Source organism: Corynebacterium hansenii (assembly GCF_030408795.1).
Classification (GTDB): domain Bacteria; phylum Actinomycetota; class Actinomycetes; order Mycobacteriales; family Mycobacteriaceae; genus Corynebacterium; species Corynebacterium hansenii.
Map to the genome: position 1 here is coordinate 1,602,706 of NZ_CP047211.1, position 23,547 is coordinate 1,626,252.

At 69.4% G+C, this 23,547-nt stretch carries 20 protein-coding genes; 16 read left to right on the forward strand and 4 right to left on the reverse strand.

Annotated elements, in window-relative coordinates:
* Positions 1 to 4: 4 nt before the first annotated feature.
* Complete coding sequence (locus CHAN_RS07070; protein ID WP_241485464.1) at positions 5 to 955, reverse strand: thioesterase family protein; 951 nt, start codon at positions 953 to 955, stop codon at positions 5 to 7.
* A gap of 138 nt (positions 956 to 1,093) precedes the next feature.
* Positions 1,094 to 1,852: a hypothetical protein gene (locus tag CHAN_RS07075; protein WP_290287954.1), complete on the reverse strand. Its 759-nt coding sequence runs from the start codon at positions 1,850 to 1,852 to the stop codon at positions 1,094 to 1,096.
* A 141-nt stretch (positions 1,853 to 1,993) separates the two neighbouring features.
* Between CHAN_RS07075 and CHAN_RS07080 the strand changes: the two genes are divergently transcribed.
* The 5 genes from CHAN_RS07080 to CHAN_RS07100 all read left to right on the forward strand — a co-directional run bounded on the left by CHAN_RS07080 (position 1,994) and on the right by CHAN_RS07100 (position 7,112).
* Positions 1,994 to 2,683, forward strand: a complete 690-nt coding sequence (locus tag CHAN_RS07080) for an HAD family hydrolase (protein ID WP_290287955.1) — start codon at positions 1,994 to 1,996, stop codon at positions 2,681 to 2,683.
* A gap of 157 nt (positions 2,684 to 2,840) precedes the next feature.
* On the forward strand, positions 2,841 to 3,104 hold the full coding sequence (locus tag CHAN_RS07085; RefSeq protein WP_048743909.1) for a phosphoribosyl-ATP diphosphatase: 264 nt from the start codon (positions 2,841 to 2,843) through the stop codon (positions 3,102 to 3,104).
* Between the two features lie 42 nt (positions 3,105 to 3,146).
* A complete protein-coding gene (gene hisG / locus CHAN_RS07090; protein ID WP_048743906.1) occupies positions 3,147 to 3,992 on the forward strand; it encodes an ATP phosphoribosyltransferase in 846 nt (281 codons plus the stop codon).
* A gap of 214 nt (positions 3,993 to 4,206) precedes the next feature.
* Positions 4,207 to 5,805 (forward strand): aspartate ammonia-lyase, encoded by a 1,599-nt coding sequence (aspA, locus tag CHAN_RS07095; RefSeq protein WP_290287961.1) that lies wholly within the window; start codon positions 4,207 to 4,209, stop codon positions 5,803 to 5,805.
* Entirely contained in the window at positions 5,805 to 7,112 is a 1,308-nt protein-coding gene (locus CHAN_RS07100) for an anaerobic C4-dicarboxylate transporter (protein ID WP_290293403.1), read from the forward strand. Before aspA ends, CHAN_RS07100 begins: the two co-directional genes overlap by 1 nt.
* 57 nt (positions 7,113 to 7,169) lie before the next feature.
* On the opposite strand, the gene CHAN_RS07105 is transcribed toward CHAN_RS07100, so the two are convergent.
* Complete coding sequence (locus tag CHAN_RS07105) at positions 7,170 to 7,760, reverse strand: TetR/AcrR family transcriptional regulator (protein ID WP_290287964.1); 591 nt, start codon at positions 7,758 to 7,760, stop codon at positions 7,170 to 7,172.
* Positions 7,761 to 7,880: 120 nt separating this feature from the next.
* Positions 7,881 to 8,915: a RecB family exonuclease gene (locus CHAN_RS07110; protein ID WP_290287967.1), complete on the reverse strand. Its 1,035-nt coding sequence runs from the start codon at positions 8,913 to 8,915 to the stop codon at positions 7,881 to 7,883.
* A 65-nt stretch (positions 8,916 to 8,980) separates the two neighbouring features.
* On the opposite strand from CHAN_RS07110, the gene CHAN_RS07115 reads away from it, so the two are divergent.
* The 11 genes from CHAN_RS07115 (at position 8,981) to CHAN_RS07165 (ending at position 23,535) form a co-directional block, all read left to right on the forward strand.
* Positions 8,981 to 9,820: a tRNA (adenine-N1)-methyltransferase gene (locus CHAN_RS07115; RefSeq protein ID WP_290287971.1), complete on the forward strand. Its 840-nt coding sequence runs from the start codon at positions 8,981 to 8,983 to the stop codon at positions 9,818 to 9,820.
* A gap of 69 nt (positions 9,821 to 9,889) precedes the next feature.
* Complete coding sequence (gene arc, locus CHAN_RS07120) at positions 9,890 to 11,614, forward strand: proteasome ATPase (RefSeq protein ID WP_082144551.1); 1,725 nt, start codon at positions 9,890 to 9,892, stop codon at positions 11,612 to 11,614.
* A gap of 6 nt (positions 11,615 to 11,620) precedes the next feature.
* Positions 11,621 to 13,189 (forward strand): depupylase/deamidase Dop, encoded by a 1,569-nt coding sequence (gene dop, locus CHAN_RS07125; protein WP_290287976.1) that lies wholly within the window; start codon positions 11,621 to 11,623, stop codon positions 13,187 to 13,189.
* Positions 13,190 to 13,310: 121 nt separating this feature from the next.
* Positions 13,311 to 13,511 (forward strand): ubiquitin-like protein Pup, encoded by a 201-nt coding sequence (locus tag CHAN_RS07130; protein WP_048743577.1) that lies wholly within the window; start codon positions 13,311 to 13,313, stop codon positions 13,509 to 13,511.
* A gap of 3 nt (positions 13,512 to 13,514) precedes the next feature.
* Positions 13,515 to 15,044: a Pup--protein ligase gene (gene pafA / locus CHAN_RS07135; RefSeq protein WP_290287977.1), complete on the forward strand. Its 1,530-nt coding sequence runs from the start codon at positions 13,515 to 13,517 to the stop codon at positions 15,042 to 15,044.
* Positions 15,041 to 16,045: a helix-turn-helix transcriptional regulator gene (locus CHAN_RS07140; protein WP_290287978.1), complete on the forward strand. Its 1,005-nt coding sequence runs from the start codon at positions 15,041 to 15,043 to the stop codon at positions 16,043 to 16,045. Before pafA ends, CHAN_RS07140 begins: the two co-directional genes overlap by 4 nt.
* The gene (locus tag CHAN_RS07145; RefSeq protein ID WP_290287979.1) at positions 16,045 to 17,112 is read left to right on the forward strand and encodes a helix-turn-helix transcriptional regulator; all 1,068 of its coding nucleotides are present in this window, start codon (positions 16,045 to 16,047) and stop codon (positions 17,110 to 17,112) included. The genes CHAN_RS07140 and CHAN_RS07145 overlap by 1 nt, the downstream gene beginning before the upstream one ends.
* 71 nt (positions 17,113 to 17,183) lie before the next feature.
* Positions 17,184 to 17,528, forward strand: a complete 345-nt coding sequence (tatA, locus tag CHAN_RS07150) for a Sec-independent protein translocase subunit TatA (protein WP_290287980.1) — start codon at positions 17,184 to 17,186, stop codon at positions 17,526 to 17,528.
* A 70-nt stretch (positions 17,529 to 17,598) separates the two neighbouring features.
* Positions 17,599 to 18,726 carry a twin-arginine translocase subunit TatC gene (tatC, locus tag CHAN_RS07155; RefSeq protein ID WP_290293404.1) on the forward strand — a complete coding sequence of 376 codons (1,128 nt, stop codon included), beginning with the start codon at positions 17,599 to 17,601 and terminating at the stop codon, positions 18,724 to 18,726.
* A gap of 124 nt (positions 18,727 to 18,850) precedes the next feature.
* Complete coding sequence (locus CHAN_RS07160; RefSeq protein ID WP_290287982.1) at positions 18,851 to 20,626, forward strand: amidase family protein; 1,776 nt, start codon at positions 18,851 to 18,853, stop codon at positions 20,624 to 20,626.
* A gap of 65 nt (positions 20,627 to 20,691) precedes the next feature.
* Positions 20,692 to 23,535 carry a DEAD/DEAH box helicase gene (locus tag CHAN_RS07165; protein WP_290287985.1) on the forward strand — a complete coding sequence of 948 codons (2,844 nt, stop codon included), beginning with the start codon at positions 20,692 to 20,694 and terminating at the stop codon, positions 23,533 to 23,535.
* Positions 23,536 to 23,547 lie beyond the last annotated feature (12 nt).

Genomic DNA, 23,547 nt, shown 5'->3' on the forward strand with positions numbered 1-23,547 from the left:
CCCGCTACTTCGTCTGCGGCCTGACCAGCAGGGTCTGCATGGAACGGCCGACGGGGCCGCGCTGGTCGTAGAGGTAGGCGGCGGTCATGCCGATGCCGTCGGGGCCGATGGACGCCTTGGCGGAGATGCCGATCCATTCGCCCTCGGGCTCGCGGTGCAGGTGGACGACGAGGTCGGTGTTCATGAACATCCAGTCGCGCGGGTCGAGGGAGGCGCCCACGCCGTTGGCGACGTCCGCCATGCTCATCAGGTACTCGACGCCGTCGGTGTCCACGCCGTCGACGATGGGCTTGTCGGTGCGCACCCAGTGGATGCGGTGGTGGCCCTCGGGTTCGTCGGGGTCGGCCATGCTGACGATGTCGATGGAGTCGATGTAGCCGCAGTCCCAGTCCTCGTACAGCGGCCCGCCATCGTCGGCCGCGTCGGGGCCGGGGATGGCGCGGGCGAAGGACTTCTCCACTTCGTTGGTCTCCAGCACGGCCATGCGCCATGCGGAGGCGGAGGCGACGGGGCGCCAGTTGCCGTTGCGGTCCTCGGCGAGCAGTTCGGCCTCCACCTTGAGGATCTGCTTGCCCGGCCGGGAGATCCGCGCGCGGGTGCGCACTTCGGTGTAGGGCACGGCGCCGAGCAGGTCGACGGCGACGCGGGTGGTGCGCATGCCGTCGGGCAGGCCGGGGCAGTGCTGGAGGGCGTGGGTCAGGATCGCCGCCGGGGGAGCGCCGTGCTGGAACGCGCCCCACGGGCCCCAGGTGTGCAGGGTCGGGCGGTAGCGTTCGATGACCTCGCCGGCGGGCAGCCCCATTTCCTCCGGGTCGGCCTGGCCGAGGTGCTCGAAGTAGGCGTCGATCTCCGTGGCGGGGTCGAGGCCCATCTGCGTGATGCGGTCGGCCTTGGTGGGGTCGCCGAGGGCCTTGGCCTTCGGCGGGCGGGCGGTGGCGGTGTTCTGAGTTCCCATGCCGAAACCCTAACCGTTAATCACGCTTAACGTGACCGGCGACACACTCCCGGGGGCACCTGCGGGGGAGCGGCAACCGAAAGCGCAGCTCCCGGCCCCGCATTTTCCCGTTTTTGCTTTTCGACGGCCACCGCTTGCCTAACCCTTCTTTTCCTCGCCGGCTATCTCCTCGTCGGCTTTCTCCCCGCCGGCCGTCTTCTCGGCGCCCTTCTCCTCGACAACCTTTTTGGTGTCGGATTTCTCCACGACGCCCTTCTCCTCATCGTCCTTCTGCTGCGCCAGGCCGACGATCACGAAGAGCGACGCGATGAAGATCCCGAACAGCACGCGCGCCAACGACAGCATCGAGGGGTTGATCACCGTGTACTCGCCCCGAAAACCAAACAGGGCCATCAACACCGCGTACTGCGCCGGGCGGGCGACGGTGTGCACGTCAACCGCCATGGCCCCCACGACGCCGATCAGCGGCACCTGGAAGATGAACACGGCAATGGAAATGAGCCCGATGCCATCACCGGGGCGGCCGCCGACGAAATCCCAGAGGCCCCGGCCGACCAGTTCCAGAGGAATCGCGACGAAAATCGCCAACAGGAAAGACACGAGCAGGCTGGCGTAGGAAATGAGCGCCCACAGGAACAGCGATTCGATCGGCCCGGACTCTTCGTCGGCCAGGCCGGGGCCGATCCACCAAAAGCCGACCAACACGGTCACCGGCACGGCCAGAAACAAGAACACCGGCAACCGCAGCGCGGCCCCCGGTTCGGCGGGCATCGCGAGCCGGAAGCTCAGCGTCCCCATCAGCATCTGCAGGATGAGCATGACGAACGCAAGTTGGTCGTCGACGTGCAGCACGCCCCACCCGATGGGGATGCTGACCAGCACGATGCCGACGGCCATCCAGAATTCATACGGTTGGCGGCGATAACGCGTGGCCAGCCAGTTCCACGCCCTGGACACGCCGGTTGCCGCCGCCCTTCGGTTCCCCATGGCAAACCATCTTCCCGGCGCTTTCCGCCCAGGGCAACTACCGTGGCGGGGGTGCGAGCGATTCTCTGGGACATGGACGGCAGCCTCATCGACACCGAGCCCCTGTGGGAGGTGGCTACCTACGACTGCTCCGAGCGGCTGGGCAGGCGCCTGACGCCGGAGCTGCGGGCGAAGTGCATCGGCAACACGCTGCCGGACACCATCACCATCTGCGCGAACCACGCCGGGGTGGAGGTCACCGATGAGGTCATCGCCCGCGAGTCGGCGTTCATGGAGTCGCGAGTGGCGCAGCTCATCGCCGAGCGCGGCATCGAGTGGCGCCCCGGCGTGCGCTCCCTGATCGAGCAGGCCCACGACGCCGATATCCCGGTGGTGCTGGTGACCAACACCCGCCGCCGCGTCGCCGACTACTGCATCGACGCGATGGGCCGCGACGCCTTCACCGACACCGTCTGCGGCGACGAGGTCCCCGCCGGCAAACCCGCCCCGGACCCGTACCTGCGCGGCGCCGAAATCGCCGGCGTCGACCCGGCCGAGTGCCTGGCCCTGGAGGACTCGGTCACCGGCGTGCGCTCCGCCCTCGGTGCCGGCTGCCGCGTGCTGTGGGCGCCGATGCCGCAGGCCGCTCCTCCATCCGAGGCGATCGCCGAGTTCGCGCCGCCCGCCGAACATCTCGACGGCGACCTCGACGGCTGGACCATCGACGACCTCCGCGCCGTCCACGCGCGGCTGTCGGGGTAGCCCCTCATCCGGCGACGCACTCACTGTCCGGGGCCCTCATCCGCGTCACCGTCGCCGCCTGGGGTGCCCATGATCCGCGCCGTCTTCCCGCTTTACGACGCCCATGTGGCGCACCCTCCCGTCGCAACGCAAAGAGCCGCGTGGAATGATGGTGCGCGTGAAAAACTTCGATGACCTCTTCGCGGAACTGAAGGACAAGGCGGCCACCCGCCCCGAGGGTTCGGGCACCGTCAAGGCGCTCGACGCCGGCGTGCATTTCCAGGGCAAGAAGATCGTGGAAGAGGCCGCCGAAGTCTGGATGGCCGCGGAGTACCAGTCCGACGACGAGCTCGCCGAGGAGATCTCGCAGCTCATGTACTGGACCCAGGTCGTCATGGTGCAGCGCGGGCTGACGCCGGAAGACGTCTACAAGTACCTGTAAGCGCCACCGCCGCACCGAACAACGAGGAGCAACATCGTGACCATCCTGCGAGTCGCAGTGCCCAACAAGGGTTCCCTCTCCGAGGCCGCCCTGGAAATCCTCCGGGAAGCCGGATACCCGGGCCGCGGGGAATCGAAGAGCCTGTCGGTGGCCGACGAGGCCAACCAGATCGAGTTCTACTTCCTCCGCCCCAAGGACATCCCGGTGTACGTGGGCAACGGCCATCTGGATCTGGGCATCACGGGCCGTGACCTGGCCGCCGACTCGCTCGCCCCGGTCGCCGAGGTGCTCACCCTCGGCTTCGGCGCGTCGACCTTCCGCTACGCCGCTCCGGCGGACGAGGAGTGGACGGTGGAGGGCCTGGCGGGCAAGCGCATCGCCACGTCCTACCCGAACCTGGTGCGCGAGGACCTCAAGGCCCGCGGCATCGAGGCCGAGGTCATCCGCCTCGACGGCGCAGTGGAGATCTCCATCCGCCTGGGCGTCGCCGACGCCATCGCCGACGTCGTGTCCACCGGCCGCACGCTGCGCAAGCAGGGCCTGGCGGTCTTCGGTGACTCGCTGTGCGACTCCGAGGCCGTCGTCGTCGGCCGCCGCGACAACGAGGTCACCGAGGCGCAGAACGTCTTCCTGCGCCGCCTGACCGGCATCCTCCACGCGAAGAACTACATGATGCTGGACTACAACATCACCGCCGACAAGGTCGACGAGGCCTCCCGCATCACCCCGGGCCTGTCCGGCCCCACGGTGTCGCCGCTGGCCCACGAGGATTGGGTCGCCGTGCGCGCCATGGTCCCGCGCGACCGCGCGAACCCCATCATGGACCAGCTCGCGGGCCTCGGCGCCGAGGCGATCCTCGCCTCCGACATCCGCATCGCGCGAATCTGACACCCGCAATCGGGCCCGACGGGGCCCGGCGCCCCGACTTCGGAGGCGCCGGGCCCCGTTCGTTTTTTCGATGGGGAAGCGGCAACCCATGACCGAAGCGACTCTCATCGCCCCCATCGATGAATACGATGAGGTCTGGTTATTCCCATCACTTTATCGATCCGACCTGCACTGACGCGTGCCATTTCGCCTTTCGGCACGTATGCTCAACCTCATGAGCACATTTGGAAACGAGAAGGCGCCGGCTGACGGATTCCGGATCGAAACCGACCTCCTGGGTGACCGGGAAGTGCCGGCGGACGCCTACTACGGCGTGCACACGATGCGCGCGATCGAGAATTTCTCCATCTCCGGCACGTCCGTCAACGACGTCCCGGAGTTCATCCGCGGCATGGTGATGGTCAAGAAGGCCACGGCCATCGCCAATCGCCGCATCCACACCATCCCGTCCGACGTCGCCGACGCCATCATCTGGGCCTGCGACCAGGTGCTGGTCAACCACCGCTGCCAGGATCAGTTCCCCACGGACCTGTTCCAGGGCGGCGCGGGCACCAGCATCAACATGAACACCAACGAGGTCATCGCCAACCTGGCCCTGGAGTACCTCGGCTTCCCCAAGGGCCGGTACGACGTCGTCAACCCCAACGACGACGTCAACCAGTGCCAGTCGACCAACGACGCCTACCCGACGGGTTTCCGCCTCGCCGTGCACATCGCGCTGCAGTCGCTGCTCGTCGAGCTGGATGAGCTCGAGCACGCGCTCCACGCCAAGGGCGATGAATTCAACGACGTCATCACCATGGGCCGCACGCAGCTGCAGGACGCGGTGCCCATGACCCTGGGCCAGGCGTTCCACGCCTTCGGCAACAACCTGGCCGAGGAGCACGCCGTACTCGCGCACGCCGGCGAGCTGCTGCTCGAGGTCAACCTCGGCGCCACCGCCATCGGCACCGGCGTCAACGCCCCGGCCGGCTACCAGAAGGCGGTCGTGCAGGCGCTGCGCGAGGTCACCGGGCTGGAGGTCTCCTCCGCGAAGGACCTCATCGAGGCCACCTCCGACACCGGCGGCTACGTCAACGTCCACTCGGCCCTCAAGCGCACGGCCATGAAGCTGTCCAAGATGTGCAACGACCTGCGCCTGCTGTCCTCCGGACCGCGCGCGGGCCTCAACGAGATCAACCTGCCGGAGCGCCAGGCGGGTTCGTCGATCATGCCGGCGAAGGTCAACCCGGTCATCCCGGAGGTCGTCAACCAGGTCTGTTTCAAGGTCTTCGGCAACGACGTCACGCTTTCCATGGCTGCGGAGGCCGGGCAGCTGCAGCTCAACGTCATGGAGCCGGTCATCGCCCAGTGCCTGTTCGAGTCGATCGGCCTGATGCGCCGCGCGGCGATGACCCTGCGCACCAAGTGCATCACCGGCATCACCGCCAACCCGGAGGTCTGCCGCGCCTACGTCGACAACTCCATCGGCATCGTCACCTACCTCAATCCGGTCATCGGCCACCACGAGGGCGACATCATCGGCCGCGAGGCCGCCGACACGGGCCGCGGCGTGCGCGAGATCGTCCTGGAGCGCGGGCTGCTCGACGAAGCCGAGCTGGACCGGATCCTGTCCACGGACAACCTCATGCACCCGGAGTACCGCGGCAAGCGGTACGTGGCGGGGGAGACCCGGCTCGCCGAGCTCGGCCTGACGCCGAACGACGAGGACGCGGACCCCGAGAACCCCGACACCTCCGCCGATGACGCGGGCGCCGCCACCGACGCCTCCGACGCCGACGACCGGGAAACGGAAGCCGGCGACCTCCAATGATGCTCGCGGCCCAGATCCTCGTTGTCGTCGCCGCGCTGATCATCGGCGCCCGGTGGGGCTCCGTCGGCATCGGCTTCGCCGGCGGCGCCGGCGTGCTGTTGCTCGGCGCCCTGGGCACGCCGGTCAAGGCGGAGGACATCCCCTTCGACGTCATCGGCATCATCATGGCCGTCATCGCGGCCATTTCCGCCATGCAGCGGGCGGGCGGCATGGACTATCTGGTCCACCTCGCCGAACGGCTGCTGCGGCGCAACCCGAAGCGCGTGACCACGCTGGCCCCGCTGGTGACGTGGTCGATGACCGTGCTGGCCGGCACCGGCCACACCGCCTTCTCCACCCTCCCCGTCATCGTGGAGGTCTCGAAGGAAGGCGGCGTGCGCCCGTCGCGCCCGCTGTCCATTTCGGTCGTCGCCTCGCAGATGGCCATCACGGCGTCGCCGATTTCCGCGGCGGTCGTGTTCATGGCATCGGTCCTCGAGCCCCGCGGCGTGGGTTACCTGCAGCTGCTGGCGGTGGTCATCCCCGCGACGCTGCTGGCGGTGATCGTGACGTCCCTCCTGGTCCAGCGGCTCGGCCCCGAGCTCGACGATGACCCGGTGTACAAGCAGCGCCTCGCCGACGGCCTGGTCAAGCCGCCGCAGGGGGCCGCGTCCTTCGAGGCCCCGCGCGGCGCGAAGGCGTCCGTGGTCATCTTCCTGGCGGCGATCCTCGTCGTCATGGTCTACGCGACCATGATCTCGGACCAGCTGGGCCTGATCAAGGATCCGGCGCTGCCGCGCAACGAGGCCATCATGGCCATCATGCTGGCCACCGCCGGCCTGATCGTCGCCGTGGCCAAGATCCCGGCCGCCGAGGTGCCCGGCACCCAGGTGTTCAAGTCCGGCATGAGCGCCTGCGTGTGCGTCATGGGCGTGGCCTGGTTGGGCACGACCCTGGTCAACGCCCACATCGACGGCATCAAGAGCACCGCCGGCGACCTGCTCACGCAGTGGCCGTGGCTGCTGGCCGTGATCCTCTTCTTCGCCTCCGCGCTGCTGTACTCGCAGGCCGCGACGGCGAAGGCCATGATCCCGGCGGCCCTCGCGGTGGGCGTCAGCCCGCTGACCGCCGTGGCCAGCTTCGCCGCGGTGTCGGCGCTGTTCGTCCTGCCGACCTACCCGACGCTGCTGGCGGCCGTGGAGATGGACGACACCGGTTCGACGCGGCTGGGCAAGTACGTCGTCGACCACCCGTTCTTCATCCCGGGCACGGTGTGCATCGCCCTGGCGGTCGTGTTCGGCTTCGCCATCGGCGCCGTCGTTCTCTGACGCCGAGTCACCGAACCCGTCGCACGTCGATTGGCCCGCACCGGCTTCCGGTGCGGGTCATTCGATTTTCCCGGCCACGAAGTCGAAGGCCTCGTCGAGAAGCTGCGCGACGGTTCGCCCGTCGGCGAGCGCCTCGTCCCGCACGCCGTCGAGCACCGCGGCCGACGCCGACAGGCACACGTGGATCAGCGTCTGCGCGCGGTAGGGGGACAGGTCGCCGCCGGACCGCTTGACGACGGCCTCGCGCAGCTCGTCGAATATCGCGCGCACGCGGGCGCCGCCCTCCGGGCCCATCCCCGCGAGGACGTGCTCCACCACGGTGGCCAGATTCGGCACCGAGGCGGCATCGGCGCGGGGCCGGTCGTACATGGCCACCGTGAGGCGGCGCAGAACCCGGAAAGGGGTCTCGCCGGCCGGGGCCTCGCGCATCTCCGACACCCAGTCGGCGAAGGTGTCCTCCAGGAAGCACAGGAAGGCGTCTTCGCGGGCGGCGAAGTAGTTGTGGAACGTGCGCGTGGACACGCCGGCCCGGGATGCGATGGCGGCGACGGTCGCGCCCTCATCTCCCTCCGAGACCAGCAGTTCCACGGCCGCGGTGGCCAGGCTCGACCTCGTCTGACGCTTCTTCCGTTCGCGAAGCCCGCTCATGGCGATCTCCTCCCCGGTTCGTCGGCGGGCGCTGCCCGCTCCGTGGTCGTCTTATCGGAAGAAGATATCAGGAAGCATCCCGGATCCCATCATCGTTTCGGGCCCGCGCGTCAGCCCGAATCAGGCGTGGGCGCCGGGCCACCCCGGGTACTCCGGCGGGGTGCCGCCGAACGCCGGGCACAGCTGTTGGAAGGAGCACCAGCCGCACAGCTTCGACTTCTTCGGGCGGAAATCGCCGAACCTGCCGTCGCGGACGATGGCGCCCCACAGCTCGGCGAGTTCGGCTTCGAAACGCTCGAGCTCGGGTGCCGTCGGGGAGTGGGTCAGGTCATCGGCGACCTTCAGGTACATCAGGCGCAGCTGCTCGGGGATGTGGCCCGTCAGCCGCCACCACACCAGCGCGTAGAACCGCATCTGGAACAGCGCCTCATCCTGGAACCGGGGGTGGGGCTTTTTGCCTGTCTTGTAGTCGACGATGCGGACCTGGCCCGTCGGCGCGATGTCCACGCGGTCGATGAAACCGCGGACCGGCACGCCGCCGGAACCGGACGAACCGGACGAACCGGCCGAGCCGTCGGCCTCACCGTCGCCTTCCACGCCGGCATCGCCACCGAGGCCCGGGACGTCCACGCCGAGGGTCATCTGCACGAACTTCTCGATCTCCGCCGCATCGAAGCCCGTCGGGTTCTCCATGATGAAGTAGCCCTTCAGCAGGCCACGGCACTCGACGAGGAAATCGAGCAAATCCGATTCGGGGACGAGCCTCGAAAGCTCGCCGCTCGAGTCGTCGTCAAGCATCCCCTGCCACGTCGGCTTGAGCCGCTTCACGGCGGCCGGGTACGAACGTTCCTCGCGCGGACGGCCGTGCATGTGCTCCAGTACCGCATGGACGAGCGTGCCCTTGACCTGCGCGACGGTCGACGGCTCGGGCAGCTTGTCGATCGCCCGCAGCCGGTACTTCAGCGGGCACTGGCGGTAATCCCCGGCGCGCGACGGCGACAACGCCAGGCCGCGCCGCCCCCGGGGCGCCGGTGCGGGGGAATCCGCGGCAGCGGGTGCGGTGGGTGACGCGGGAGCGGGGGAATTCCCGGCGGGTGACGCTGGAGTGTCGGAAGGTGACGCGGCCGAATCGGAGTGCAGGGGGTTTTCGGGCATACTGGCCAGGTTAACCCGATGGACTTCGGGCGCCCCGGCACCCCATCAGCGAGGATCAGACACACATGGCAGACAGCGGCCCGTTCCAGGTCGGCGATCGCGTCCAGCTCACGGACTCGAAGAACCGGCACTTCACGGTGACTCTGGAAGAGGGCGGGCGGTTCTTCACCCACCGCGGCGCCATCGCCCACGACGACCTGATCGGCGCGCACGAGGGGACCACCGTCACCTCCGCCGAAGGCACCGTGTACCTGGCCATGCGGCACCTGATGGTCGACTACATCCTGTCCATGCCCCGCGGCGCGGCGGTGATCTACCCCAAGGACGCCGCCCAGATCATCGTCGAGGGCGACATCTTCCCCGGCGCCCGCGTGCTGGAGGCCGGCGCCGGATCGGGCGCGCTGAGCCTGAACCTGCTGCGCGCCATCGGGCCCGAGGGCAAGCTGTTCTCCTACGAGATCCGCGAGGACCACATCGAGCACGCCGAGCGCAACGTCGTGGAGTTCCTCGGCGGCAAGCCGGACAACTGGGTCCTGCGGCTGGGCGACATGGCCGAAGCCACGCCCGACGACCTCGGCGGCCCGGTCGACCGCATCATCCTGGACATGCTCGCCCCGTGGGAATGCCTGGACACCGCGTCGAAGCTGCTGCAGCCCGGCGGCGTCCTGATGGTCTACGTGGCCACCGTGCCGCAGCTGATGAAGGTCATGGAGGGCATCCGCGAGCAGAAGTGCTTCACCGAGCCGCGCGCGTGGGAATCCCTGGTCCGCGACTGGAACGTCAAGGACCTGTCCGTCCGCCCGGCCCACCGCATGCAGGCGCACACGGCCTTCCTGGTGTGGGCCCGCAGGCTCGCCGACGGCACCGTGCCCCCGCGCCCACAGCGGCGCAACCAGAAGAGGTAGCCGCACCGCCGGGCCGCGCGGCGCCCACCCGCGGAAGATCCCGCCCGGCCAAACGGTAGCCTGGTGGCCATGACCACCCCCGCCGACGAAATCCGCGATCTGCGGCAGAAGAACCGGGCCCTGGGCGCGCGCAACGAGAAGCTCGTGGAGCTGCTCCGCGAGTCGCGCGACCAGATGACGCTGCTGCGCCAGGACCTCGAGCAGATGACCAATCCGCCGAGCACGTACGGCATTTTCCTCGAGCCGGCGAAGGGCAAGATCGACGACCCGAACGGGCCGATCGTGCAGACCGGCGGTTCGGGCAGGCCCGCCCAGGCCGCCGAGGTGTGGACCGGCAACCGCCGGATGCGCCTCAACGTCCTGCGCGGCCTGGACGTGGAGGAATTCAAGCCCGGCACCATGGTCCGGCTCACCGACGGCAACCTCATCGTCGAGGACTGCGGTTTCCCCGATCACGGCGACCTCGCGCTCGTCCGGGAAACTTTGCCCGACCGCAAGCGGGTTCTGGCCACCGATCACCACGGCGAGGAGTTCGTCGTTAAGCTCGCCGGCGACCTGAAGGCGAAGGTGGGCGACACCGTCCTCATCGACCGCAAGTCGGGCCACGCCTTCGAGGTCATCCCGAAGGCGGAGGTGGAGAACCTGGTGCTGGAGGAGATCCCCGACGTCGAATACTCCGACATCGGCGGCCTGAAGCGCCAGATCGCGCAGATCCACGACGCGGTGGAGATGCCCTTCCTGCACCCGGAGCTGTTCACGCGCTACCGGCTGCGGCCGCCGAAGGGCGTGCTGCTGTACGGCCCGCCGGGCAACGGCAAGACGCTGATCGCCAAGGCGGTGGCCAATTCGCTGGCCCGCAAGATCGCCCTGAACAAGGGCCATTCGGAGGAGGAGGCGCGCCGCGCGCAGTCCTACTTCCTCAACGTCAAGGGCCCGGAGCTGCTGAACAAGTTCGTCGGCGAGACGGAGCGCCAGATTCGCCTGATCTTCGACCGCGCCCGCGACATCGCCGAAGCCGGCCGGCCGGTGATCGTCTTCTTCGACGAGATGGACTCGATCTTCCGCACCCGCGGTTCGGGCGTGAGCTCCGACATGGAGAACACCGTCGTGCCGCAGCTGCTGGCGGAGCTCGACGGCGTGGAGGGGCTGGAGAACGTCATCGTCATCGGCGCGTCGAACCGCGAGGAGATGATCGACCCGGCGATCCTGCGCCCCGGCCGCCTGGACGTGAAGATCCGCATCGAGCGCCCCGACGAGGAGGCGGCGAAGGACATCTTCTCCAAGTACCTCACCGCCGACCTGCCCTACGCGGCCGACGAGATCGAGCGGCACGGGGGAGTCGACCGGCTGGTCGCGGCGCTGACCGATTCCGTGGTCGAGCGAATGTACCGCACCAGCCCGGACAACGAATACGTGCGCATCCGCTACGCCGACGGGTCGAGCGAGATGCTGTATTTCCGCGACTTCAATTCGGGCGCGATGATCGCCAACATCGTCGACCGGGCGAAGAAGCACGCGATCAAGGACGTCATCTCGGGCGGCGCCGAGGGCATCACCGAGGCGCATCTGCTGCGCGCGGTGGGCGAGGAGTTCGCCGAGAACGAGGACCTGCCCAACACGTCCAACCCGGACGAGTGGGCGCGGATTTCGGGCCGGCCCACGGGCCGCGTCGTCGACGTGCAGGTCATCCAGCACCAGCACGTCCACGAGGACGCGGAGTTCGGGGTGCTGGGCGGTTCCGCCGCATCCGGGCCGCTTGACGACGGCCACCGCACGGGCTCAATGGAGGGGTGACGGCAGATGGCGCGGGTATTGGGCACCGAAATCGAATACGGGATCACGTCGCCGGGCAAGCCGGAGCTGAGCCCCATCCTCACGTCGACGAAGGCCGTGCTGGCCTACGCCGAGGAGCATTCCGGAGGGCTCGACCGGCGCACGCGCTGGGATTACGAGCCCGAGTCGCCGCTGCGCGATTCCCGCGGCTTCGATCTGCGCCGCTATCGCATGGCGCCGGTCATCGACCCGAATGCGCTGGGCGCGGCGAATTTGATCCTGGTCAACGGGGCGCGGTTCTACGTCGACCATGCGCACCCGGAGTACTCGGCGCCGGAGACGACCTCGGCGTACGACGCCCTGGTGGCGGATCTGGCCGGCGACCGGATCATGCTCGAGGCGGCGCGGCTGGCCGGACGCCGCACGATCGGCTCCGGGTCCAGCCGCTCCGACGAGGACACCGAGCCCGTCGAGCTGAAGATCTACCGCAACAACGTCGACGGCAAGGGCGCCAGCTACGGCGCGCACGAGAACTACCAGTTCCGCCGCGACACCGACTTCGACGCGATCATCGCCGGCCTGACGCCGTTCTTCGTCACCCGCCAGGTGTTCACCGGTTCCGGGCGCGTCGGGCTGGGGCAGCAGGGCCAGGAGCCCGGGTTCCAGATTTCGCAGCGCGCCGATTACATCGAGACCGAGGTGTCGCTGGAGACGACGCTGAACCGGGGCATCATCAACACCCGCGATGAGCCGCACGCCGACGCCGACGAGTGGCGCCGCCTGCACGTGATCATCGGAGACGCCAACCTGTCGCAGACCGCGACGCTGCTGAAGCTGGGCACGACGTCGCTGGTGCTCGACGCGATCGAGGACGGCGTGGACTTCTCGGATCTGAAGCTGCGCAACCCGGTCGACGACGTCCGGCGCGTCTCGCGCGATCTGGCGTGCACCGAGAAGCTCCAGCTCGACGACCACGTCACGCATCTGACGGCCATCGAGATCCAGCGCCGGTACCTCAAGCGCGTCGCGCCCTACGCGCGGGCATCGGATGAGGCCACCGGCGCGACGGGCGTGAGGTCCGCCGCCCACATCATCCAGCTGTGGGGCGAGGTCCTCGACCTGCTCGAGTCCGACCCGGCGTCCACCGCGCACCTGCTGGACTGGACGGCGAAACTCACTCTCATGGAGGGTCTGCGGCGGCGGGCCGGCATCGGCTGGGACCACCCGAAGCTGGCGCTCATCGACATCCAGTACTCCGACATCGACCCCGCGCGCGGCCTGTATCACGCGCTGGTGCGCCGCGGCGCGATGAAGACCATCGCCGACGAGGCCGAGGTCGAGCGCGCGGTGACCCACGCACCCGAATCCACCCGCGCGTACCTGCGCGGCGGGCTGCTGCGCCGCTTCGCCGACGACGTCGCGGCGGCGAGCTGGGACAGCGCCATCGTCGACGTGGGCGACGAGATGGTCAAACTCTCGCTGTCGGACGTGTCCGGGCTGGGCGCGGGCACCGTCGGCAAGCTCCTGGAGGAGGCGCCCGACATCGCGAGCCTGGTTGCCGGGCTGCGCGAGCGCGGCCTGGCAGGATTGTCGTAGAGAAACTTCGCCGCGGCGAAGGACCGAACGCTGCGGCGGCGAACCACGCAGCGGTCCGAGAACCACACAACGAATTCACCGAAGTACTAGCGGCGGCAACGCCGATCAAGGGGAGAAGAACATGGCGGACATCAAGGGCGGCCAGATCCAGGGCGGCGGCGGTTCCGGCGGGGACGACGACGCCATCGACGAGGTCGCCGGCGGCGGCCAGGCGCAGGCCCACATCGAGTCGACCGACGATCTGCTCGACGAGATCGACGGCCTTCTGGAGAGCAACGCCGAAGAGTTCGTGCGCTCCTACGTGCAGAAGGGCGGCGAGTAGGCGGTGACGGAATCGGGCCTCTCCGGACGGGCGCTGACGCGGCGGATCGCCGGACTCGAAACCGAGTACGGCATCACGTGCACCCTCGACGGCGAGCGCAGGCTCGGCCCCGACGAGATCGCCCGGTTCATGTTCCGCCCGGTCATCGAGGAATTCGGGGCGACGAACATCTTCACCGGCAACGCCGGGCGCCTGTACCTGGACGTCGGAAGCCACCCGGAGTTCGCCACCGCCGAGTGCGACTCCGTGTCGCAGCTGGTCGCGCATGACCGGGCGGGCGAGAGGCTTCTCGACGACCTGGCGGCGAAGGCCGAGGCGGGGCTCGTCGGCGAAGACATCGGCGGCAAGGTCTTCCTGTTCAAGAACAACGTCGACTCCGCCGGCAATTCCTACGGCTGCCACGAGAACTACCTGGTCGGACGCTCGATGGGCCTGAAGGCGCTGTCGAAGCTGCTGCTGCCGTTCCTGGTGACCCGCCAGCTGCTGTGCGGCGCGGGCAAGATCGCGCGGCCCTATCCCGGCAGCCCCTACGAGGACGAACCGGAGCAGTACTGCTTCTCGCAGCGCGCCGACCACGTGTGGGACGGCGTGTCCAGCGCGACGACGCGGTCGCGGCCGATCATCAACACCCGCGACGAGCCGCACGCCGACTCCACCCGGTTCCGCCGCCTGCACGTCATCGTCGGTGACTCGAACATGTCGGAGACGACCACTGCGCTGAAGCTCGGTTCGACGCAGCTGGTGCTCGAGATGATCGAGGCCGGCGTGGACCTGCCCGACTTCGAGGTGGCCAACGAGATCAAGGCCATCCGCCTGGTCAGCCGCGACATGACGGGCACCGCTCCGATCCCGTTGCGCACCGGGGCGTCGAAGGAGGAGGCGTCGGCGCTGGAGATCCAGCGCGCGTACCTCGCCGCGGCGACGTCGTGGCTCGACCGCCGCGACGATTCCGGCGGCGGCACCCCCAACGAGGAGCTCGCCCGCCTGGTCGAGCTGTGGGGCCGGGTGCTCGACGCCGTCGAATCCGGCGACTGGTCCACCATCGACCGCGACATCGACTGGGCCATCAAGTGGTCGCTGCTGCGGCGCTTCATGGACCGCGGCCTGGACATCGCCGACCCGAAACTCGCGCAGATCGACCTCGCCTACCACGACATCCGCCCGGGCCGCGGCATCTTCCGTGCGCTGGAGGCCCGGGGCACGGTGTCGCGTTGGGTGACCGACGAGGAGATCGCGGAGGCCATGTCGGCCCCGCCCGCGACGACGCGCGCCATCCTGCGCGGCCGGTTCCTCGCCGCCGCCCGCGCGGTCGGCGCCGCCACGGTGGTGGATTGGACGCACCTGAAGATCTCCGGCGACGAACCCCGCATGGTCGTCGTCGACGATCCCTTCGCCACCTCTGATCCGGAGGTCGACGCCCTGGTGGAGCACCTGGAGTCCCTTCGTTCCGGCGGCTCCGCCGACACGGACGACGGCGACGGAGGCGGCCACGGCTCCGCCGACACGGACGACGGCGACGGAGGCGGCCGATGAGCGCCCGCTACTCGGCGACCCGCATCCGCCTGATCAGCCTGCTCACGGCGCTCGCCGATGAGCCCGGCGGGCTGCGCAAGGATTGGATCCTGCGCAACGTCCGCGGATACGACTCCGTGGCGGAAGGCTCCGCGGACCGGTACCTGCGCGACGATCTCCCGGCGCTGGCCGTCGCCGGCATCACGGTGACGTGGGACGACAACGACGTCCTGCGCCTGGACCGCCAGGCGTGGCGCGACGGCGACCCCGGGTTCACCGAGGAAGAGGCCGAGGTCCTGGCGATGGCGTCGCAGGTGGCCTTCAGCGATGACTCGCTCGGCGATCTGACCCGGGACGCCTGGGCGAAGCTGGCGCCGGTCGCGCAGCGCGCCGATCTGGCGGGCGGGCGCGGCACGGTCATCCTCGGCGACCGCATCACGCTCGATCGCGATCAGTTCGCCGACCTCAACCGCGCTATGCAGCCGCCGCGCAAGCGCATCGACTTCTTCTACGCGCCGCAGGTCTTCGGCGAGGAGGTCCAGCGCTCCATTGAGCCGTGGCAGATGGTCAACCTCCGGGGCCGGCTGTACGTGGTCGGCCACGACGTCGACCGCGGGGCCGTCCGCGTGTTCCGCATGGCGCGGATGACCGACGTCACGGTCACCGACGTCGATGCGGCGCAGCCTTTCCCCGGCGGCGACGTGCAGGCCATCGCGGAGCGGGCGTTGAATCGGGGTTCCGCGCCGCTGCGGGCCGTCGTGAAGCTTGCCGACGGCGCGGCGCCCGAGTCGTGCGCCGACGCCCTCGCGGGCGCCCGCGAGCTCGGGGACGGGCGCCACGAAATCGGGCCGATGACCACGGCGGAATTGACGGACATCGGGATGGAGCACGCCGGGGACCTCATCGTGGAGGAACCCGCGGAGGTGCGCGAGCGGATCGTGGCGACGCTGCACGAGATCGTCGCCGCCGAAGGCGCTGCGCCGGGATCGGCCGACGCCGGCACGGAAGGGGAGGAGCGCTGATGGTCACCGGCGGAAAGAAGCCCGGGAAGCGGACGGCGAAGGACGCCCCGAAGGTGCCCGAACTGTCGTGGGCGCGGACTCTGGCGCTCGTGCCCTACTTCGCGGAGCCCCGGCAGCTCACCGAGGCGTCCGCCGACCTGGGCATCGGCTACGGGCAGATCAACGAGGGACTGAACTTCCTGGCCCAGCTGGAAATGCCCGGCGTACCGGGCAAGGCGGCGTTCGCGGTCAAGCGCGAGGGCATCACCGCCCAGGTCGTTCCCGCGGCTGACCTGCTGGCCGACCCCCTGCATCTGACTCAGGAGGAGACGTCGGCGATGCTGCTGTCGCTGGAAACGCTCGAGTCGTCGCCGATGCAGCGCGACGCCGGCGTCGTCCGCTCGGCGGCGGCGAAACTGCGCGGGAGCGCGGCGGGGAGGCCCGCCGTCGCGGACACGACCCCGCATGCGGCCGCCGACGTCGCGCACGCCGACATCCTGGCCACCGTCCGCGGCGCCATCGCGGACGGCCGGGTGCTCGAAATCGACTACCGCAGCGCATCCGGCGAACGCAGCGTCCGGCGCGTGGACCCGGTTTCCCTGGTCATGGTCGAGGATGACCCGTATCTCCGGGCCGTCGACCGCCGAGACGACGACTCCGATGGCGCGGCCGGGGACAGGGAGGCGGGGACCGTCGTCAAGTCCTTCCGCATCGACCGCATGCTCGGCGCCGCGGTGACGGGGGAGAGGGCCAAACGGCACCGGGCCCCCGAATACGCGCCCGACGACCCCCACGGGTTCCTGCGCGACGAGGGGTCGTGGGCGCTGGTCGACATCGCCGACGACGCAACCTGGATCGCCGACTATGACCCGGTCGCGTGGGTGCACGACCAGGGCGACGACGGCTTCGTCGACGGCGGCCCGCATCCCGCCTGGATCCCCGCCGCCAACGCCGACCGGACCATCGGCTTCCTGCTCCGCCGCTGGCCGGGCGCGAAGGCCGTCGAACCGGTATCGTTGCCAAAGGCCGTGGCGCAACGGGCGCGCAGGGGACTGCGGGCGTATGGTGAAACCCCGAACAACGGGTGACCCGGACCGGCGCCACCGATCCATCACCCCGTCCACAGCACACGAACACTCAGTCCCGAAAGGTGAAGCGGATGCCGAATCTCGGCCCCACCGAGCTCATCATCATCGCCGTCGTCCTCATCCTGCTCTTCGGCGCGAAGAAGCTGCCCGACGCCGCCCGGTCCCTGGGCCGGTCCATGCGCATCTTCAAGTCCGAGGTCAAGGAAATGAAGAACGACGACGAGCAGCCGGAGGTTCCGGAGCAGCAGGCCATCCAGCAGGCCCCGCAGGCCCAGCCGCAGCACCCCTTCGTGCAGCAGCCGCCGCAGCAGTCTCCGCAGGCCCAGCCGCAGCAGTACCAGCAGCAGCCGCAGGCTCAGCCGCAGGACCACCAGCAGTACCCGCCGCAGCAGCCGGGCACCGGCGAGCAGCGCTGACCGAGCCGTGACCGTGTCCACGCAACGCCCCCGGGCCCGCAAGAGGAAGAAGCGGGATCCCGAGGGCGTCATGTCGATCGTCGAGCACATCCAGGAGCTGCGCTCCCGGCTGCTCAAGGCCCTCGCGGGCGTCGTCGTCGGCACCATCATCGGCTTCACGTGGTACCAGTTCTCCTTCACGATGGGCCCGTGGAAGCTGCCCTTCGGCGATGCGACCTTCGGCCCCGCGCACTTCATGTCGCTGGGCGAGCTGCTGAAGGAGCCCTACTGCCAGCTGCCGCCGGAACAGCGGTTCGGCGGCGCGGGCAGCGAGGAATGCCGCCTGCTGGCGACGAGCCCCTTCGAGATGTTCATGCTGCGCCTGAAGGTCGGCGCCCTCGCCGGCCTGGTGATCTCCGCGCCGTGGTGGCTCTACCAGATCTGGGCGTACATCACGCCGGGCCTGGTTCGGAAGGAGCGCCGCTACACCCTCATCGCCGTCACGTCGGCGGCCCTGCTGTTCTCGGCGGGTGCGGTGCTGGCCTACTTCGTCGTTTCCTACGGACTCGAGTTCCTCCTTCAGATGGGCGACAACGCCCAGATCGCCGCTCTGACGGGTGAGAGGTACTTCAACTTCCTTCTCGCCCTGATCTTGATCTTCGGCGTCAGCTTCGAGCTGCCGCTGTTCATCATCATGCTCAACATCGTCGGCGTGCTGCGGTACGAGACGATGAGGGACAAGCGGCGCCTGATCATCCTGATGCTGTTCATCTTCGCCGCGTTCATGACGCCGGGCCAGGACCCGGTGTCGATGGTGGTTCTCGCGGTGTCCCTGACGGTCCTGATGGAAGTCGCGATTCAGTTCACCCGAATCAACGACCGTCGCCGGGAAAACGAACGCCCGGAGTGGATGGACCTCGACGACGACCAGTCGTCGGGCCCGATCACCGCATCCGGCGGCATCGGCGAGTCCGGCGGAATCGAGGCACCGACGCCGGTGTCCGCTTCCGGCGCCGTCGGCGGGGCGTCGCCCATCGACGGGGTTGCCCCGATCGGCGGGTCGGGCCCCGTCGCCGGCACCGCCCCGGTGAATGCGTCGCCGACCCCGCGGACCCGGCCGACGCGCAACTCGCGCCCGGCACCGCCGGCGCCACCGCAGCCGGACGTCACGCCGGATCTGTCCACGCGTTCGTCGACGGATTTCGACGACGTGCTCTGACGCCGATCACCGCGGGTTCTCCCAGCAAGCATCCCTTTTCCGATGACGCGGCGGCCCCTCCGGCCGCCGCGTTTCGGCTCCTCGGCCACGGCGCGTCCCCAATAGGCGATGCTTTAATGGTGGCGTGAGATTGCCATTCATCGCGGATGCGCTCGGAGCATCCTTCGCAGTGACCGCCATCGCGGTCTTCATCGTCACCGCCGCCATCCTGCTGGGCATCTACGCGTTCATCAGGAAGCGCCGCGGACTCAAATGGGGCAAGGCGGTCCCCGCCCTGCTCATCGTCATCGCGCTCATCGTCGGCGTCGTCGCCGGGGCTCTCAAGGGGATGCAGCAGCCGGGCGGACTCAACCGGCAGGTGGGCAAGGTGCTCACGCTGGACGAGAACACCAACAAGTTCCCCCGCCAGATCGAAGTCGACATGGCCGCGTTCGACGCCCTCATCGACCGGGTCGGCGAGGATCGCCTCCGCGAGATGAAGGACCGCTTCACGGGCGCCGACATGACCGCGCGCCACAAGATGCGCGTGGAGCACGGGTACACGTCCTCCGACATGCTCGCGTACTACGTGTGGCAGATGAAGGGCCAGGGCGGCGGCAGCACGGCCAAGGACGCCAAGGGCAACGCCTACTACCGGGCCGTCATGGAACTCGACCCCCGCGCCATCGAAGCCGCCGAGAAGGCGGGCGAGGCCGACCCGAACAACCCGATGCACGGCGCGATCGTCCTGGTGAAGGGCAACATCGCCGTCGACGGGCTGGTCAACGATTCCGGCAGCTGGGCGCTCGCCGACTCGAAGGCGACGGCGGACTCCGACGTCGTCAAGCATCTCCGCGAAGGCGGCGCGATCATCGCCGGCCGCACGAACCAGTCGGAATTCGCGAACTTCCTGACCACCCGCGGACCCAACGGCTTCTCCGGCAGGGGCGGCCAGACGCTGAGCCCCCAGGGGCCGCTCACCGTCGACCCGCTCGGCTCGTCGACGGGGTCGGCGACCGCCGTCGCGCTGGACTACGCCGACGTGACCATCGGCACCGAGACCTCCGGTTCCGTGCTCGCGCCCGCCGGTGCGGCCGGCGTGGTCGGCCTCAAGGCCGCCCACGAGGGCTGCTCCATTTCCGGCATCGTCCCCATCGACGATCGCATCGACTCGGTCGGGTTCCTCGGCCGCAGCCTCCGCGACGTCCAACTCGCCCACGACGCGACGTGCTGGAAGGGCAAGGCCTCCGGCGACGCCGCGGCGGAGAAGCCGGGCGACGAAGAATCCGCGACCGCGGACCGGGACAAGACCGCGAAGGACGGCGCCAAGCCGAAGAAGATCATGGTGCTCGGCGAGGTCCCGCAGTCTCTGAAGGACCTGGCGAAGAAGGGCGACCTCGAAGTCGTCGAGGCGCCCCAGAAGGTCAAGGACCTCGCCGGCGAGCTCGACAAGGCCAACGCCGAGGACATCCTCCTGGGCGGGTTCGGCCCCTCACTGGAGAAGCATCTGCGCGGTTCCACGGGCGCCGCGAAGACGGTGGGCGACGTCGCCAAGTACTTCGACGACAACCCCGACACCGCCCCCTACGGCTTCGACACGCTGCGCAACTCCGCGGACTTCGACGCCGACGAACGCGCCAAGGGGGCCAAGGAGCTGGAGAAGGTGAAGAAGCTCGTCGCCGACGTCGACGCCGAACTGCGCGCCGCCGGCGTCGACGCGCTGGTGACCCAGTCGACCGACCTGGCGACGTTCTCGCTGGCCGGCGTGCCGCGCATCTCCGTGCCGCTGGAAAAGAAGCCCGCCGGCGAGATGCTCGGCGAAGAGTCGCCCGAGGTCGCCTTCCAGGTCACCGCCGCCCGGCAGGACGCGCTGCCGCAGGTGATGGCCATCGCCGAGGCCCTCAAGCCCGACGCCCGCTGACACCGCTTCCCGGGCACCGGATCCCGCGCCGGTGCCCGGGCACGTTCTGTGACACTCTGGGATGTATGACCCTTCTGGACGACTTCATCGCCGACCTGGGCTTCGCCCCCGATGATTTCCAGCTCCGCGCCTGCCGCGCCATCGAGGCCGGGCGCGGAGTTCTCGTGTGCGCCCCCACCGGCGCCGGCAAAACCGTCGTCGGCGAATTCGCCATCCGCGCTGCCTTCGCAGACGGCGGAAAGTGCTTCTACACCACGCCGATCAAGGCGCTGAGCAACCAGAAGTACCACGACCTCGTCGACGTCTACGGCGAGGAGAAGGTCGGCCTGCTCACCGGCGACGTCTCGCGCAACGGCGACGCCGACGTCGTCGTCATGACCACCGAAGTGCTGCGCAACATGCTCTACGCGCAGTCGCCGACGCTGAACCGCCTGAGCCACGTGGTCATGGACGAGATCCACTACCTCGCCGACCGCGAGCGCGGGCCGGTGTGGGAGGAGGTCATCCTCAACCTCGACGAATCGGTGAAGCTCGTCGGCCTGTCCGCGACGGTGTCCAACTCCGAGGAATTCGGAGACTGGCTGTCCACCGTCCGCGGCCACACCGAAGTCGTGGTCACCGACCACCGCCCGGTGCCGCTGAGCCAGCACATGCTCGTCGGCCAGCGCCTGTATCCGCTGTTCGAGGCCGGCGGGACCGAAGTCAACCGCGATCTGCTCCAGGCCGCCGCGCGCGCCGAATCCGGCTACGACGGCGGCGGCGGGGGAGTCCACGGCGGACACGGAGGGCACGGCGGCCGCGGCTTCAAGGGCGGGGGCCAGGGCGGCCCCGGCCGATCCGGTGGCCGCGGGCGCCGCGGTTCCGACGACTCCGGCGGCGGCGACTACCTCGGGGGCGGCAAGTTTGCCCGCCACCAGTGGAAGCAGCGGGAGGAAACGCAGAAGTGGCGGCCCCCGCGGCGGGGGGACGTCGTCAAGCTGCTCGGTTCGCGCTCGATGCTGCCCGCGATCGTCTTCATCTTCTCCCGCGCCGGCTGCGAGGGCGCGCTGCAGCAGCTCGGGGCCTCTCGGATGGAGCTCACCGACATGGGCGAGCAGGAGGAGATCGCCGCGATCATCGACGCCGGCGTCGCCGACATCCCGCCCGAGGATCTCGAGGTGCTCGGCTTCCGGCGCTGGCGGCGCACGGTGGTCCGCGGATTCGCCGCGCACCATGCCGGGATGCTGCCGGCGTTCCGGCACATCGTGGAAAAGCTGTTCAACCGCGGCCTGGTCAAGGTCGTGTTCGCCACGGAGACGCTGGCGCTGGGCATCAACATGCCCGCGCGCACCGTGGTGCTGGAGAAGCTGGTCAAGTTCAACGGCGAGGCGCACGTCGACCTGACGCCCGGCCAGTACACGCAGATGACGGGCCGCGCGGGCCGCCGCGGCATCGACACCCAGGGCAACGCGGTGGTGCAGTGGGCGCCGGCGATGGACCCCAAGTGGGTCGCCGGCCTGGCGTCGACGCGCACGTACCCGCTGGTGTCCACGTTCACGCCCGGCTACAACATGTCCATCAACCTGCTGCGCACCCTCGGCCACGCCGAAGCGCGGAAGATGATGGAGAAGTCCTTCGCCCAGTTCCAGGCCGACGGGGACGTCGTCGGCGACGTGGCCGAGTTGGAGCGCGCCCGGGCGCGCGTCGAGCAGTTGAAGGCCGAGATGGGCACCGCCGGCGCCGACGTCGAGGGCCTGCTGGCCTACCTGGAGCTGCGGTCGACCATTTCCGCGGAGGAGAAGGCCGCCAAGCGCCGCAACATCGAGGACCGCCACACCGAGACCGTCACCGTGCTGCGGCGCCTGCGGCGCGGCGAGGTCATCGCCATCCCGATGGGCAAGAAGGCCCAGCTGGCGGTGGTGGTGCGCGAGGACAATTCGCCCCACAATCCCCGCCCGACCGTCGTCGGCGTCGGCGGTTTCACCGGCCGCATCGAGCCCGACGCGTTCCCCAGCGCCCCCGAGGTGCTCGGCCGCGTGAAGGTCCCCGGTGACGCCGCCCGCCATCCCAAGCGCGCGGTGAGCATCATCCGGTCGGAGATCGACCGCCGCAACATCCGCGGCCCCAAGCGCCTGCGCCGCCGCACGGCGGTCACGTCGCCGGAGCTCAAGCGCCTGCGCCGCGAGCTGCGCGACCACCCCCTGCACGGCGATCCCGCGGTGGAGTCGGTGGCCCGGGACGCGGATGCTTTGCGACGCGCCCAGAACACCGTGAAGACCCTGGAGCGGCGCGTCTCGGCGGCCTCGGACACGCTGGCGCGCACCTTCGATCGCGTGCTGGACCTGCTCGGCGAGATGGACTACGTCGAGTGGCCCGATGGCGCGGCCGATGGTGACGCCGATCGCGGCGAGCCCTACGTTTCCGAGGAGGGCGAACGCCTGGCGCGGATCCACAACGCCTCCGACCTCCTGGCCGCCCAATGCCTGCGCCGGGGGATCTGGGATGACCTGGATCCGGCCGAACTCGCGGGCGCGGTGTCGACGCTGGTGTTCGAGAATCGCCGGGCCACCCAGGGCTCCGACGAAGTGCCCACCGAGCCGCTGGCCGCCGCGATCTCCGACACGTACCGCATCTGGCAGGAACTCGCGTCCGACGAGCAGCGCCATCGCCTGCCCATGACCCGCATGCCGGACCTCGCCTTCGCCACCGCCGTCCACCAGTGGACCGCCGGCGCCCCGCTGGGGTATTGCCTGGCGGCGGCGAAGGATGCCGGCGCCGAGCTCACGCCGGGCGATTTCGTCCGCTGGTGCCGGCAGGTGGTCGATCTGCTGTCGCAGGTCCGGCAAACGGGGTACTCCACCAGGATCCGCGACAATGCCACGCAGGCGGTGCAGGCGATTCGCCGCGGCGTGGTCGCGCTGGGGCATTAGAGGCACCCCGCG

Bases quoted from the DNA above. Each gene is read 5' to 3' on its own strand.
- CHAN_RS07070 (WP_241485464.1), bottom strand. From the start codon at position 955: ATGGGAACTCAGAACACCGCCACCGCCCGCCCGCCGAAGGCCAAGGCC.
- CHAN_RS07075 (WP_290287954.1), bottom strand. From the start codon at position 1,852: ATGGCCGTCGGCATCGTGCTGGTCAGCATCCCCATCGGGTGGGGCGTG.
- aspA (WP_290287961.1), top strand. From the start codon at position 4,207: ATGAGCACATTTGGAAACGAGAAGGCGCCGGCTGACGGATTCCGGATC.
- CHAN_RS07100 (WP_290293403.1), top strand. From the start codon at position 5,805: ATGCTCGCGGCCCAGATCCTCGTTGTCGTCGCCGCGCTGATCATCGGC.
- CHAN_RS07105 (WP_290287964.1), bottom strand. From the start codon at position 7,760: ATGAGCGGGCTTCGCGAACGGAAGAAGCGTCAGACGAGGTCGAGCCTG.
- CHAN_RS07110 (WP_290287967.1), bottom strand. From the start codon at position 8,915: ATGCCCGAAAACCCCCTGCACTCCGATTCGGCCGCGTCACCTTCCGAC.
- CHAN_RS07115 (WP_290287971.1), top strand. From the start codon at position 8,981: ATGGCAGACAGCGGCCCGTTCCAGGTCGGCGATCGCGTCCAGCTCACG.
- arc (WP_082144551.1), top strand. From the start codon at position 9,890: ATGACCACCCCCGCCGACGAAATCCGCGATCTGCGGCAGAAGAACCGG.
- dop (WP_290287976.1), top strand. From the start codon at position 11,621: ATGGCGCGGGTATTGGGCACCGAAATCGAATACGGGATCACGTCGCCG.
- CHAN_RS07130 (WP_048743577.1), top strand. From the start codon at position 13,311: ATGGCGGACATCAAGGGCGGCCAGATCCAGGGCGGCGGCGGTTCCGGC.
- CHAN_RS07140 (WP_290287978.1), top strand. From the start codon at position 15,041: ATGAGCGCCCGCTACTCGGCGACCCGCATCCGCCTGATCAGCCTGCTC.
- CHAN_RS07145 (WP_290287979.1), top strand. From the start codon at position 16,045: ATGGTCACCGGCGGAAAGAAGCCCGGGAAGCGGACGGCGAAGGACGCC.
- tatA (WP_290287980.1), top strand. From the start codon at position 17,184: ATGCCGAATCTCGGCCCCACCGAGCTCATCATCATCGCCGTCGTCCTC.
- tatC (WP_290293404.1), top strand. From the start codon at position 17,599: ATGTCGATCGTCGAGCACATCCAGGAGCTGCGCTCCCGGCTGCTCAAG.
- CHAN_RS07165 (WP_290287985.1), top strand. From the start codon at position 20,692: ATGACCCTTCTGGACGACTTCATCGCCGACCTGGGCTTCGCCCCCGAT.